Origin of the sequence: Bradyrhizobium huanghuaihaiense (genome assembly GCF_007830635.1) — a bacterium.
GTDB classification, from domain to species: domain Bacteria; phylum Pseudomonadota; class Alphaproteobacteria; order Rhizobiales; family Xanthobacteraceae; genus Bradyrhizobium; species Bradyrhizobium huanghuaihaiense.
In genome coordinates this window covers 245,423-259,360 of the sequence record NZ_VLLA01000004.1, presented here as the reverse complement: position 1 = coordinate 259,360, position 13,938 = coordinate 245,423, and the positions used below count along the sequence as shown (strand labels likewise).

At 65.9% G+C, this 13,938-nt stretch carries 11 protein-coding genes; 3 read left to right on the top strand and 8 right to left on the bottom strand.

What is annotated here, in order from left to right; translation table 11 throughout:
• The first annotated feature begins 8 nt into the window (after positions 1–8).
• From IQ16_RS11735 to IQ16_RS11725, 3 genes are all read left to right on the top strand, one after another.
• Positions 9–881, top strand: a complete 873-nt coding sequence (locus tag IQ16_RS11735) for a carbohydrate ABC transporter permease (protein WP_018641535.1) — start codon at positions 9–11, stop codon at positions 879–881.
• Complete coding sequence (locus IQ16_RS11730; RefSeq protein ID WP_018641536.1) at positions 878–1,729, top strand: carbohydrate ABC transporter permease; 852 nt, start codon at positions 878–880, stop codon at positions 1,727–1,729. Before IQ16_RS11735 ends, IQ16_RS11730 begins: the two co-directional genes overlap by 4 nt.
• A gap of 116 nt (positions 1,730–1,845) precedes the next feature.
• Positions 1,846–2,838 carry a hypothetical protein gene (locus IQ16_RS11725; RefSeq protein ID WP_145831470.1) on the top strand — a complete coding sequence of 331 codons (993 nt, stop codon included), beginning with the start codon at positions 1,846–1,848 and terminating at the stop codon, positions 2,836–2,838.
• Here the strand turns inward: IQ16_RS11725 and IQ16_RS11720 are convergent, their stop codons facing one another.
• From IQ16_RS11720 to IQ16_RS11685, 8 genes are all read right to left on the bottom strand, one after another.
• Positions 2,839–4,866, bottom strand: a complete 2,028-nt coding sequence (locus tag IQ16_RS11720; protein WP_018641538.1) for a methyl-accepting chemotaxis protein — start codon at positions 4,864–4,866, stop codon at positions 2,839–2,841.
• Between the two features lie 14 nt (positions 4,867–4,880).
• Entirely contained in the window at positions 4,881–5,864 is a 984-nt protein-coding gene (locus IQ16_RS11715; RefSeq protein WP_026311771.1) for a TRAP transporter substrate-binding protein, read from the bottom strand.
• A gap of 120 nt (positions 5,865–5,984) precedes the next feature.
• Entirely contained in the window at positions 5,985–6,482 is a 498-nt protein-coding gene (locus IQ16_RS11710) for a DUF6622 family protein (RefSeq protein WP_018641540.1), read from the bottom strand.
• Between the two features lie 14 nt (positions 6,483–6,496).
• Positions 6,497–7,309 (bottom strand): ABC transporter permease, encoded by an 813-nt coding sequence (locus tag IQ16_RS11705; protein ID WP_026311772.1) that lies wholly within the window; start codon positions 7,307–7,309, stop codon positions 6,497–6,499.
• Between the two features lie 4 nt (positions 7,310–7,313).
• Entirely contained in the window at positions 7,314–8,228 is a 915-nt protein-coding gene (locus IQ16_RS11700; RefSeq protein ID WP_018641542.1) for an ABC transporter permease, read from the bottom strand.
• Positions 8,225–9,397: an ABC transporter ATP-binding protein gene (locus IQ16_RS11695; protein ID WP_018641543.1), complete on the bottom strand. Its 1,173-nt coding sequence runs from the start codon at positions 9,395–9,397 to the stop codon at positions 8,225–8,227. The genes IQ16_RS11700 and IQ16_RS11695 overlap by 4 nt, the downstream gene beginning before the upstream one ends.
• Before the next feature lie 193 nt (positions 9,398–9,590).
• Positions 9,591–11,051, bottom strand: a complete 1,461-nt coding sequence (locus tag IQ16_RS11690; RefSeq protein WP_018641544.1) for a glycerol-3-phosphate dehydrogenase — start codon at positions 11,049–11,051, stop codon at positions 9,591–9,593.
• 135 nt (positions 11,052–11,186) lie between these two features.
• Positions 11,187–13,874, bottom strand: coding sequence for a sensor domain-containing protein (locus IQ16_RS11685; protein ID WP_018641545.1), 2,688 nt, complete (start codon positions 13,872–13,874; stop codon positions 11,187–11,189).
• Positions 13,875–13,938: the final 64 nt, after the last annotated feature.

The window sequence follows — 13,938 nt, the reverse complement described above, 5'->3', positions numbered from 1 at the left end:
CGAAAAGAATGGCGATCACGCTCTCTGGCGATCAGGCACTCCCCGGCCCGCCCCTGTCGTCGCGGCTGACCCCGGCGCAGGTCTGGGGCATTATTCTGCTCGCGCCCTATCTGCTGGTTTTCCTTGCCTTCGTCGTCTATCCCGTCTGCTACGGGCTGTGGCTGGCGCGGGACCCCGCGAACTATGTCGCACTGTACAACGATCCGATCTTTGCGCGTGCCGCAGTCAACACGCTGATCTTCCTGGTCATCGGCATCAACATCAAGATGCTGATCGCGCTGTTCCTGTCCGGCTTCTTCGCCATGCAGCGCACCTGGATCAAATGGCTCTCGGTGATCTTCATTCTGCCCTGGGCGGTGCCGTCGATCCCGACCATCCTGTCGGTGCGCTTCATGTTCAATCCCGAATGGGGCGTCATCAACCACCTGATCTTCTCCTTCACCGGCGATGACGGCCCGAACTGGCTGAACGACCCGGCCGTGGCGCTCAGCATGGCGATCGGCGTGCACATCTGGAAGTCGCTGCCGTTCTGGACGCTGATCCTGATCACCGGACGCCTTGCGATCTCGCACGACCTGTTCGAGGCCGCCGAAGTGGACGGCGCGAGTTGGTGGCAGAAATTCCGCTTCATCACCTGGCCGTCGATGCAGACGCTCTACGTGACCTGCACGCTGCTCTCGATGATCTGGACGCTGGGCGATTTCAACAGCGTCTACCTCCTCACCGGCGGTGGCCCGGCCGACCTCACGCACGTGCTGGCGACGCTCGGTATCCGCTATCTCCGGCTCGACCAGCTCTCGCTCGCGATGGCCTCCATCGTCTGCGCGATGCCGTTCGTCCTGCCGCTCGTGTACTTCATGATGAAACGGTTGTCGCGATGAAGCTTCCCTCTCTCCGTGACGTCGCGACGGAAGCGCGGCTGCTCCTGATCGGCATTCCCGTCTTCCTGTGGACGATGATCCCGATCTACCACATGTTCCTGTTCGCGATCTCGCCCAAGGAGGACGCGTTCTCGGGCAAGCTGTGGCCGGACCATCCGACGCTGCACAACTTCGAGATCGTGTTCAAGCAGCAGCACTACTTCCTGCGCGACTTCTACGTCCAGTTCTGGAATTCGACGCTGATCGCAGCAGCCGTCGGCGTGCTGACGCTGTTCATCGCCACGGCCGCGGCGTTCTCGATCTCGCGGCTGAAAGTGCCGGGCGGGCGCATGGTGCTGAACCTCGCGCTCTTCACCTATTTCATCCCCGCGGCGTTCCTCGCGGTGCCGATGTATCGCACCATGGGCAATTACGGCCTGCTCAACAATCACTGGTCGCTGATCCTGGCCATGGTGACGATCGCCTCGCCTTACGCGATCTGGGTGCTCAAGCAGGCCTCCGACAAGCTGCCGGTGGAGCTGGATGAAGCCGCGGTCATGGACGGCGCCACCACGCTGCAGATCTTCCGCCTGGTCTATCTGCCGCTGATGATGCCCTCGCTCGTCGCGATCGGCACCTATGCGGTGCTGCTCGCCTGGAACGAATATCTCTACGCGTTCCTGCTGCTGTCGAACGACCGCGAGATCACCCTCCCCGTCGCGCTCGGCAACTTCCTCGCCGCCGACGACTCGCCGTGGGAGCTACTGATGACCACCGGCTTCATCTACGCGCTGCCGCCGGCCGCGGTCTATTACGCCTTCCGCCGCTACATGGTGGGCGGGCTCACGGCGGGTGCGGTGAAGTCCTGACGCGACAGGACGCACCGGGTCGTCGCAAGCACAGCGCTTGAGCGACAACGCGGGCAATTGCGGGTTGTCTGCGTCTGCTTTAACCTCCATGCCCCAATGTTACGGGGCACGGCAGCATGCGCAGCAACGACGCGATCCATCTCGGCCTGATGCTGCTGGCGCTCGCTGCCGCCTATCTGGTGCCGTTCGAGCTGTTGCTGCTGGCCTATGTCGTGCTCGGCCCCGCACATTATTTCACCGAGATCTCGTGGCTGCACGACCGCAGCTACTACCTGCCTCACCGCGGGATTGCGGTGGTCCTGGCCATCGTCGCCGTGGTCGCGGCCCTGATCGACAACGCCTCGTGGTTCGGCTTCGCGATGTGGGGCGCGCTGGTCGTCTGCGCCATGCTGGCGGCGACCGCCACGGCGATCGAGAGCATGCTGCTGTTCATGGTGGCGATCGCGCTGTCCGCGATCATGTATTCGAGCGGATCGTCGCTCGCCGTCATCGGCATCCTGATCCCGACGCTCATCCACGTCTCGCTGTTCACGCTGATCTTCATGGTGCTCGGCGCCTATCGGTCCGGCAGCCGCGTGCAGGCCGCGCTGGTGGTGATCTACCTCGTCGCAATCGCCACGATCCTGCTGCTGCCGCCGGCCGCCGAAATCCGGATCGCGAGCTTTGCCCGCGTCGGGCAGGACTATTTCGGCAATGTCGGCCCGGCACTTAGCCGGCTGTTCGGCGTGCCCGGGCTCGTGCTCGACACCAGGCTGACCAGCCTGCTCGCCTTCGTCTACACCTATCACTACCTCAACTGGTTCATCAAAGCCGACGTGATCCGCTGGGCCGAGGTGCCGAAGGCACGGCTGGCGGCGATGGCCGCTGCCAGCGCGGCGTCCACCGCGCTGTATTTCTACGACTATGCGTTCGGCTTCACCTTCCTGCTGGCGCTCAGCCTGATCCACATCCTGCTGGAGTTTCCGCTCAACAGCCTCGCGCTGCGCCAGCTCGGATCCGCTATCCAGGGCACAGTGCGCGCGCGCTACGTCGGGCCCGTCGTGATGACAACGACGCGGTCGCGCTCTACCGGCCCAAAAGCCGCGAAACGAGCCCCCCGGTCGCGCTGATCACCCCGCCTTGCGCACGGTCTGCAGGAACTCCGCCACGTCCTTCTTGAGCGCGCGTGCCTGATCCTGCAAGGCCGAGGCGGCCGTGAGTGCGGCTTCGGCGCCGGCATCGGTCTCGCCGGCCACGGTGCGGACCGCGCCGACCTGGTCGGTGACCGCCGCTGTCCCGTTCGCGGCCTGCTCGACATTGCGCGCGATCTCGCTGGTTGCGGCCCCCTGCTCCTCGACGGCGGAGGCAATCGTCGTCGCGATCTCCGTCATCTCGGCGATGGTTCTGCCGATCTGGCCGATCGCAGCGACCGACTGTCCGGTCGAGCCCTGGATCTCGGCGACGAGCCCTGCGATCTCCTCGGTGGCGCGCGCGGTCTGGGTTGCGAGGCTCTTCACCTCGTTGGCGACCACGGCAAAACCCTTGCCGGCATCGCCGGCCCGTGCCGATTCGATCGTGGCGTTGAGCGCAAGAAGGTTGGTCTGGCTCGCGATCGCCTGGATCAGCTGGACCACCGTACCGATCCGCTCGGCTGAATCCGACAGCGCCCGCATCAGCGCCTCGGTCCGTGAGGCCTCCTCCTTGGCCTGATCCGATACCGATACGGAACGGGCGACCTGGCTGGAAATCTCCTTGATCGAGGCGGCGAGTTGATGCGTCGCCGCCGCAACGGTCTGCACATTCGAGGACGCCTGGGCCGATGTCGCGGCGACCTGCTCGGCAAGCGAGCGCCCCCGCTCGGCGACTCGCGCAAGACTTCCGGCGCTCTGCCCCATCTCTTCGGCACGGCTCGAGACGCCGCCAATGACGCCCTCCATGCCGCGATCGAAGCGATCTGCGAGCTGCGTCATCATCGCCGCGCGTTCCGTGTCGGCCGCGGCACGCTGCGCGGCAGCGTCCTGCTCCATGCGCCGGACGGTCTGCGCGCTCTGGCGGAACACCTCGACCGCGCCGGCCATGTGACCAATTTCGTCGCCACGCTCGCCGCCCGGGATCGCCTCGTCGAGCTCACCCGCCGCAAGGCTCTGCATGCGCAAGGTCATCTGGCCGATGGGGCGCGACACGCTGCGTCCGATCAGCCAGGCCAGCAATGCGCCCAGGACGAGCGCGGCAGTGGCCACCGTGAACACGAGATTGCGGGTTTGATCGACCGATCCAGCCGTCAGCCGGCTCTGCTCGGTGCGCGTCGCGCCGAGGGCCCGGCTGATCTCGGCCGCCTTGGCATCGATCGCGCTGCTGGATTTGACGAGATCGGCCTGCGCCTTGCGCAGCTCGCTCATCGCGGCAGCAAGCTCCTTCAGCGTCGCCGATTGATCGGCGAGCACCTTCTTCAGGGCCGCGATCAGATACTTCAATCGCGGCGCCTCGGCATCGGCGATCTCCGCCTCGCTATCGGCCACCGCGGCCAGTGCATAGCCGATCGTCAGCCCGCTATCGTCGGCGTCGACCTGGGCCTGGGTGATGGTGAAACGCAGCATCGCGACGCGTATCGCATCCACCGTGCCGGCCAGGCGCAGCGGCTGGAGCAGGCGGTCGGGCTGGTTGGCGAGCGTCACATTGATCGCGCCGACGGCGAGACCTGCCGAGGCGCCGAGCGCCTCGCTCCTGGTGCTGGCGGTGCGCAGACGATCGACGGCGGCGGCGACCGCCGTGAAGGATTGTCGATAGGTGCCAAGCGCGTCCACCAGCGCGCTCCGGCCAGCGGCAATCGCCGGCAGGCGAGCGAATTGCTGGTCGACCTGGTCGAAGGTCTGGCCAAAGCCGTCGATCGCCTTCGTGGCGCTATCGCGGTCGCCGAGATTGCGCGTGCGGACGAATTTCTCGACCGCGACATTCGACGAGAGCAGCGCGGCATGCACCCGCGCCATGCCGGCATCGCCATCGGCGCTGGTGACGAGCTCGCCGACGGTGCCGCCGATCTCGGACAGCCGCATGACGGCGAGCAGCGCCAACACGCAGAGGAAACCCAGGACCAGCGCGAAGCCGCCGAAGATACGCGGGCGGATGCCGATGCGCGACAGGAGCAATGACAGGTTCATGATGTTTCCCGCGATTACGGCGTAGCCCGGATCCGGGCGAGCAGATCCTTGCCGAAGCGCTTCTCGAATTCGGGCTCCAGGGACTTCACGGCGTCGATGAAGGGCTGGCGATCGACCTTCTCGATGATCTCCATGCCGCCCTTGCGCAGCTCCTCCAGCTTCTTCGTCTCCTCCGCGACGCCACTCTGCCAGGTCGCCTCCGCACCGGCCTTGGCCGCGGCGATGATGGCGGCCTGGTCGGCGGGCTTCAGGGCCTGGAACACCTCGCGATTGGCGACGAAGGCGATCGGCGCGAAGAAATGGCCGGTCAGGCTGGCATATTTCTGCACTTCCTCGAGATGGCTGGCGGCGATCGTCGCGACCGGGTTCTCCTGCCCGTCGATGCGACCGTCCTTCAGCGCGGAATAGACCAGCGTGAACTCCATCGGCACGACCTCGGCGCCCAGCGCCTTGAAGGTCATCTGATAGACCTCGTTCGGCAGCACGCGGATCTTCAGGCCGCGGAGGTCCGCAGGCGAATGAATCGGCCGCTTCGAATTCGTGACATTGCGAAAGCCCTGCTTGCCGATCGCGAGCAGCACCAACCCCTTGTCGGCGAAATGCTTGGCGAACAGCGCGCCGACCGGGCCCTCTGCGACTGCCTTGGCCTGCGCCGCATCGCGGAACAGGAACGGCACGTCGAAGACGCCGAACTCCGGCACGGCCGAGCTGACCACCGAGCCCGACAGCGTCGCCATGTCGACCACGCCGCTGCGCATGGCGGCCAGGATCGCCGTCTCGCTGCCCATCGCGTTGCCAGCGCGTTCATCGAGGATGACACGGCCCTGTGCGATCTCGGCGAGCTTGCGGCGAAATTCGTCGGAGCCGATCTGCTGCGGCGACTGCGGCGAGCCGTTGTACACGAGCGACACCATCTGCGTCGCACCGGCCGACGGCTGAACAGCAAGACAGAGTAACGCCAGAACCGTGCTGGCCACACCAATATAAAGCCGCTTCATCGCCCCTCTTCCCCAAGCAAGGCGACGATAGCCAGATAAGCTATATGAATTGTTAACTATGTCAGGCGGTGCCTGAGCACCACAGGCGTTCGGCTTCACCCTGCACTTCGGTTGCGCCGATCATTCCTCCGCGCGCTTGCGTCGATACGCGACCAGCAGCGCGATGGTCGAGCCGATGAAATAGCCGGCGGTGGCGCCGGAGACGGCACGTCCGATGATGATCGCAAGCGCGCGGTCGCTGGCATCGATCGCCGAAATCACACCAACCGCGTATTGCAAGACAAACACGATGAGATTGCGGATCAAGGCGAAGTTGCTGCCGGGACGGATGATCTCGCCTGTCTTATGATCCACGTCGAACGGACGCGGCGTCAGTACGCCGACCGGCAACAGAGCAAGCGCGGCCGCGGTCCAGGCGACCATCGGCCATGAACTGTCCTGATGTCCGAGGCCGATCCGTGAGACGCCCCAGACGATGAACACGACCGGCACAATCAACGCCCGCCAGATCGATGTCGTGCGCCGCTGCATCGCCTTGATGCCCTGCCAAACAAGATAAGCCAGTAGCATCCAAACCCAGAGCGGCGTGTGGATCAGGACCTGATAGGTGAACATCATGGCCCGTCTCCCTCCTACAGCGGCGCGGCGCTCTCGCCCTGCGAGCTCGAGAGTTTCGAGGCCAGCGAGGCGATGACGATGACGACCGCGATCAGGGCGATCACCAGCGTGCAGATCGCGTTGATCTCGGGCTTCACCCCGAGCCGCACCTCCGAATAGATCCGGATCGGCAGCGTTGCCGAGCCGGGGCCGGTGGTGAAGCTCGCGATCACGAGATCGTCCAGCGACAGCGTGAACGCCAGCATCCAACCGGCGACGATCGCGGGCGCGATCAGCGGCAGGGTGACGGCGACGAATGCGCGGACCGGGTTGCAGCCGAGGTCCATTGCCGCCTCCTCCAGCGAGCGATCGAGCGAGCCGAGGCGGGACTGCACGACCACCGCGACGAAGCACATCGTCAGCGTGGTGTGGGCGATCGTCACCGTCCAGAAGCCGCGCTCGGCGTTCAGCGCCACGAACAGCAGCAGCAGCGACAATCCGGTGATCACCTCCGGCATCACCAGCGGCGCATAGAGCATGCCGGAGAACAACGTGCGGCCGCGAAAGCGCTCGCCGCGCGACAGCGCCACCGCCGCGAGTGTGCCGAGCAGCGTGGCGATGGTCGCGGAGGCGACCGCGACCCTCAGGCTCATCCAGACCGCCTCGATCATGGCGCGGTCGTTGAAGAATTCGCGATACCAGCGCAGCGACCAGCCGCCCCACACCGTCACCAGACGCGAGGTGTTGAAGGAATAGAGCACGAGGATCAGGATGGGCAAATAGAGAAACGCCAGCCCGAGCGCCAGCGAGGCGATATTGAAGCGGGACAGGCGGGAGACCTTGCGCATCATCTCAGCGCCCCTGTTCGAGCTGCCGCTTCTGCAGCCGCTCATACAGCAAGAGAGGCACCAGCAGCACGACGAGCAGCACGATGGCCGCGGCGGAGGCGACCGGCCAGTCCTTGTTGGTGAAGAATTCGAGCCACAGGGTCTGGCCGATCATCAGCGAATTGGAGCCGGCCAAGAGATCCGGAATCACGAACTCGCCGACGATCGGGATGAAGCACAAGAGTACGCCGGCGCCGACGCCGGGCAAGGACAGCGGAAAGGTGACGAGCCAGAATACCTGCCACGGCGGCGCACCGAGATCGGAGGCCGCCTCCTCCAGCGCCGGCTCCATCTTGGCGAGCGTGGCGTAGAGCGGCAGGATCATGAACGGCAGATAGGAATAGACGATGCCGATATACATCGCGGTGTCGGTGGAGAGCCACACCACGGGCTGGCTGACCAGATGCAGCGCCAGCAGGATCTGGTTGAGCAGGCCGTCATGCTGGAGGATGTTGATCCAGGCATAGATGCGGATCAGGAACGAGGTCCAGAACGGCACGATCACCAGCACCATCGCCACCGCCTGCCAGCGTTTTGGCAATCGCGCCATGCCATAGGCGATGGGGTAGCCGATCAGGAGCAGCAGCGCGGTCGCCGTGACGGCAACGGTGAGACTGCGGACATAAGCAAAGACATAGATGTCGTCGGAGCCGAGCAGTTTGAAATTGTCGATCGAGAGCGCTGCAAAGGCCGCCTTGAGCGCTTCCCATCCTGCAGTCAGATCAAACACCGGCTCGTAGGGCGGCTGCGCGATCGCGGTCTGCGACAGGCTGATCTTGAGCACGAAGGCGAACGGCACCAGGAAGAACAGCGCCATCCAGACATAGGGCGCGATCGCAGCGAAGCGCGCCGGCCGTGCGAAGATGCGGCGGGAGCTCATGACGGCAGCACCACGCAATCGTCGGGCGTGAACCAGGCGACGACGTTCTGATTCAGGCTGTACGCGTCGACGTCGGTGCGTGCGCTGTTGGCGACCGAAGCCTGCAGCATCCCGCCGGTATCGAGCTTCACCTTGTAGGTGGTGGTGCCGCCGAGATAGCAGATATCGGCAATGACGCCGTCCAGCCGGTTGATCGCCGTCTCACGACCGGCCTCGCTCACCGGGCCGCGGCGCGACAGCTTGACCTTCTCGGGGCGGATCGCGACCGCGAACCTTCCCGCGCCGACCGGCTCGCGCGGTTCGGCCACCACCAGCGTACCCGCATCACGCGTGCCAATGACCAGACGATGGCCGTCGCGCAATCTGGACTCGCCGTCGAACAGATTGATGTCGCCGACGAACTCCGCGATCCAGCGCGAGCGCGGTGCCTCGTAGAGCTCGCGCGGGGGCGCGATCTGGGCGAGCTTGCCTGATTTCATCACCCCGATCCGGCTCGCCATCGTCATCGCCTCCTCCTGGTCATGAGTGACGATGATGAAGGTCATGCCGAGCCGGCGCTGCAGCTCCATCAGCTCGCCTTGCGTGCTCTCGCGCAGCTTCTTGTCGAGGGCTGCGAGCGGCTCGTCGAGCAGCAGGAGTTGCGGCCGGCGCGCCAGGGCGCGGGCGAGTGCCACGCGCTGGCGCTGGCCGCCGGACAGCTGGTCGGGCTTGCGCTTTTCCAGCCCATCGAGCTTCACCAGCGCGACCATTTCCCCAACGCGGGTAGCGATGTCCGCGCGCGCCATGCCGGCACGCTTCAGGCCGAAGGCGATGTTGTCGCGCACCGACAGGTGCGGAAACAGCGCGTAATTCTGGAACATCATGTTGATCGGGCGCTCATGCGGCAGCGCCTGCGCGATATCCTTGCCGCCGAGCAGGATGCGCCCCTCGTCCGGCGCCTCGAAGCCGGCGAGCATGCGCAGCAGCGTGGTCTTGCCGCAACCGCTGGGGCCCAGCAGCGCAAAGAACTCGCCAGCCTTGATGTCGAGCGACACGCCGTCCACGGCCCGGAACGTCCCAAAGGTCTTGGCCACGCCCTCGATGCGCAGCAGCGGCTGCCCCGCCGCGGGATATGCCTCTCCGGCGGCTGCATCGGCCGCCAAATTCGTTCCGGGCAACTCTTCCGCCATGGTCCCTGCCAACCCCGATTCCGCCGCACGCTAGCGGTCGATTGGCCTTTGCTCAACCCGGGGAAGATCGTCCCAGATAGGCGTTCGTACATTGCAGCCCCGTAGCCCGGATGGAGCGTCAGCGTAATCCGGGACGGTCCATCGCAGGCAAGACTTTCCCGGATTGCGCTTCGCTCCATCCGGGCTACGGCACCTAGCTCACACCCGCCATGAACGCCGCCAGCGCGTCACGATCCGCCGTCGGCATGGTCAGGCCGAGCTTGGAGCGGCGCCACAAGACATCCTCGGGGAAGCGCGCCCATTCGTGGGTCATCAGGTAGCGCACCTCCGCGCCGGTCAGTTCCGGTCCGAACGCGGGGCCGAGTTCGTCGCGGCTCTTCGCCTCGCCGAACACCGCCGGCAGCCGTGAGCCGTAGGCCGCGACCAGGCGCTGGGCCTCCGGCTCCGACAGAAAGCGCCAGCGGTCGCGCGCAAGGTCAACCTCGGTGTCGAAACGATCCCAGGCGAAATCGCCACCGGGCAGCGCAGCGCCGGCGGTCCAGGGCGGCGACATCGGATAGAACGGGGTCAGCTTCGTCACCGCCCGCTCTGCGCGGAGGCGCGAGGTGGTGACGTCGCCGCCGAACATCGTCAGCAGCGGTGCCTTGCGCCGGCGCGCATGGAACAGCGTCGTGCCCTCGCGCCCGCGCGCGGACGCCAGCGCCAGGTTGACGCCGGAGACGGTGCGGACCACGTCGGTCGGCCCGACGCGCTCGCGGAAATAGCGGCTGGCGGCCTCGCAGAGATAGCTGACCTCGGCACCGGGCATCGCGACGATGGCAGGATCGCCGGTGAAAGCATGGGTGACAGTGCCGATCAGCGTGAAGTCGCGCTCGAAAGGCCGGGCGAAGATCAGCCGCCCGTCAGTATGCTGGAAGACGTAGACGTTTTCAGAATCGAACAGGCGCGGCACGACGATCTGGCTCATCTGCATGGCCGCCATCGGGGCTTGCTGCTGCCGCAGCACGGTGTCCGCGACCATCGAGGTCCAGGCGCCGGTGGCGTTGGCCAGGGCCCGCGCCGTGACGATACGCCGATAGCCGCGATCGACCACGGCGAGCCGCCAGGTCTCGGTTCGATCGGCACGCACGCAGCGCGCCCCGGTCCGGATCGCAGCGCCACGCTCGGCGGCATCCAGCGCCGTGAGCACCACCAGGCGGGAATCGTCGACGACGCAGTCCCAATATTCGAACGCCGTGCCGAACGGACGTTTCAGTGCGTTGCCGACCGGATGATGCGTAATGTCGAGGGTCGCTGACGGCGGCAGGCCGCCCCGGTTCGTGAGGCCGTCATAAACATACAGACCTGCCCGCAAGAGCCATGGCGGACGCTCCTCGGAATGCGCGGGGATCACGAAGCGCATCGGCCGGACCAGGTGGGGCGCGATGGCGAGCCAGATCCGGCGCTCGGCGAGCGCGCGGCGTACCCGCCAGAAGCCGCGGCGCTCCAGCACCGACAGGTCGCCGTGGATCAGCCGCGGTGTCGCCGACGACGCGGCGCCGGCGAGATCGCCCTGCTCGAACACAATCACGCGCAGGCCGCGGCCGGCCGCATCGCGCGCGAGGCTGACACCGTTCAGGCCGCCGCCGATGATCGCAAGGTCATAGTCCGCCATGAAGCCGTCGAGAAGGAGCGAAGCCCTCTCATCACTAGAGCCATTTCCGCTCCGATGAAATCGGAACAGGCTCCAGATTTTTGTTTCGGCGCGTTTTCTTGACGCGAACCGGCATCCACCTTGCTCGAGGACGCTCTAGCCGGTCTTGAGCGCAAGCTCCATGGTCTCGGCGCGGCCGACGAGATCGGCATATTTGCCGATCGGCAGCGGCTTGCCGAGCAGATAGCCCTGCACGCCGTCGCAGCCCTCCTTGGCGAGGAAGGCCAGCTGTTCGAGCGTCTCGACGCCCTCGGCGATGATCGACATTTCGAGGCCGTGGCCGAGATCGATCACGGCACGCACGATCGCCGCCGATTGCGGGTTGCGGCCGAGATTGATGATGAAGGCGCGGTCGATCTTGATCTTGTCGAACGGGAACGCCTGGAGATAGCTCAGCGAGGAATAGCCGCTGCCGAAATCATCCATGGAGATGCGCACGCCCAGCGCCTTCAAGCGGCGCAACAGCGCCAAGCCGCGATCAAAATCCTCGATCAGCACGCCCTCGGTGATTTCCAGCTCGAGCCGGCCGGGCGCAAGGCCGGTCTCGATCAGGATCGAGTGGACCAGCCCGACTACGTCGCCGTGCATGAACTGCGCCGGCGACAGATTGACCGCGACCTGGAGCGGCTTCGGCCAGGACGCCGCCTCGCGGCAGGCCTCGCGCAGGATCCACTCGCCCATTTCGACGATCAGGCCGCTCTCCTCGGCGATCGGGATGAATTCGGCCGGCGAGACCTGGCCGCGTACTGGATGCTGCCAGCGCGCCAGCGCCTCGAAACCGATGATCTCGCTCTCGGCGACGCTGTGGCCCGCGGCCCCCTGCGGCTGGAAGGCGAGCGAAAGCTCGCCGTTCTTGATCGCCATCGAGAGGTCCTGGTGCAGCACGCGGCGATCGCGAATCTGCTGGTCCATCTCCGGCTGGTAGAGGCTGATCGTGCCGCGCGACTTCTGCTTGGCGCGGAACAGTGCCGCGCCGGCATTGGCGAGCAGCGAGGCGCCATCCGTGCCATTGTGCGGGAAGACCGCCATGCCGGTAGTAACGCCGGCACGGACCGGCCGGCCGTCGATCTGGAACTCCTGCGCGACGGCTTCGCCGATCTGCTGCGCCAGTGCGAGGCCCGCTTCCGGCTGCTTGCCGTCGATGATCAGGCCGAACTCGTCGCCGGACAGGCGCGCCACCACGCCGCCGCGGGCGGAATCCTGCAGCCGCTGGGCCACCTCGACCAGGAGCTTGTCGCCGAGCGCATGGCCGAAGACGTCGTTGACCTCCTTGAGGCCGTCGAGGTCGACGCAAAGCACGGCGAACTCCTCGCCGGTGCCTTCGCAGGCCTCGATCATCTGGGTCAGCGCCTGCAGGAAGGCGGCGCGGTTGGGCAGATCGGTGAGGCCGTCGTGGTAGGCCATGTGCGCCATGCGCGACTCGGTCTGCCGGCGGTCGGTGACGTCTTCATGGGTCTTGATCAGATATTGCGGCTCGCCGGCATCGCTGAGCACGGTGGCACGGCGGGTCAGGAACAGCCGCAGGCCGTCCTTGGTGGAGATCGGATGCTCCTCGGTGATCATCCCACGCTTCTTAATCGCCGCCTCGTCGCGGGCGATGATCAGCTTGGCTTCCTTGGGATTGAAGATGTCGGACGCGGTCAGGCCCGTGGCTTCCTCGCGCCGGCGGTTGAGGATCGTCTCGGCGCTGCGGTTGGCGAGCAGATAACGGCCGTCCTTGACCTGCTCCACGATCAGCGCGACCGGGATATTATCGACCACGAGCTCGAGGAACTTCTTGGTGCTTTCCAGCTCCTGCGACAGCGAGCGGCGGTCGGTGATGTCCTCGAACACCAGCAGCAGGAATTCGGGCTTGTTGCTCTCGTTGCGGACGACGATCCGGATCGAGGCGACCATGCGCCGCTCACCGCCGCGGTCGACCTCGAATTCATTGCGGAATTGACCATCCGGCGCCGCCAGCGCCGCACGGTCGGCCGCCTCGATGCTCGCTGCCGAGCCCGGCGCAAACAGCTCCCGCGCATTCCTGCCGACGGCGTAGTCCCGCGACAGTCCCCAGAACCGCTCATAGGCGCTGTTCGCGAAGATGTAGCAACCGTCGTCGATGTTCTTGGCGGCCACGCAGGCCGGCACATGGTCGAGCACCGATTCCAGGAACTGCTTGGTGGAGGCGAGCTGCCGCGACAGCTTGCGCTGGTCGCTGACGTCGAGATGAGTCGCGACCGATCCGCCGTTCGGCAGGATGAAATATTTCACCAGGATGGCCCGCCCGTCGGGCAGCTCGGTGATCAGGCCGTTGGGGCTTGCCGCCTTCTCGTAGAATTCGTCGTCCGAGATGCCGCCGAGGACGCCCCGCTTGCGCCTGAGCTCGAGGATGTCGTAGCCGTTCATGCCGGCCCACAGGTCCGAGCGGGTCAGGCCGTAAATATCGAGATAGCGGTCGTTGCAGAAGATGATGCGCCGCTGCGCATCGGTCATCACCACGCCCTGGTTGAGATTGTTCATGGCGGAGGAGACGAAGGCGTTGCGCCGCAATTGCAGCCGCCTCGTCCGCCGCAGCGCCGAATGAACCCACAAGGCGACGGAGGCCAGGAACGCGCAGACGACGATGCCCGCGATCAGGACTTCCCAGATCAGGTTGGGATCGAGCTGGCCGATGTAGCTCGGCGGGGCGAGGCCGTCCGAGAGCGCAAAGGCGCGCGCAGGCGCGACCGCGCTGGCCAGGCACACGACGGCCTGCACAGCAATCGGAAGCGTGCTGCCCACGTGCCAGTTCTTCTCAGCCATCAGCCACCCGCGATTTCAACGTCGGATTGTCTGGCCTCGCGGGTTTGGATCGGGTAAACGCCTG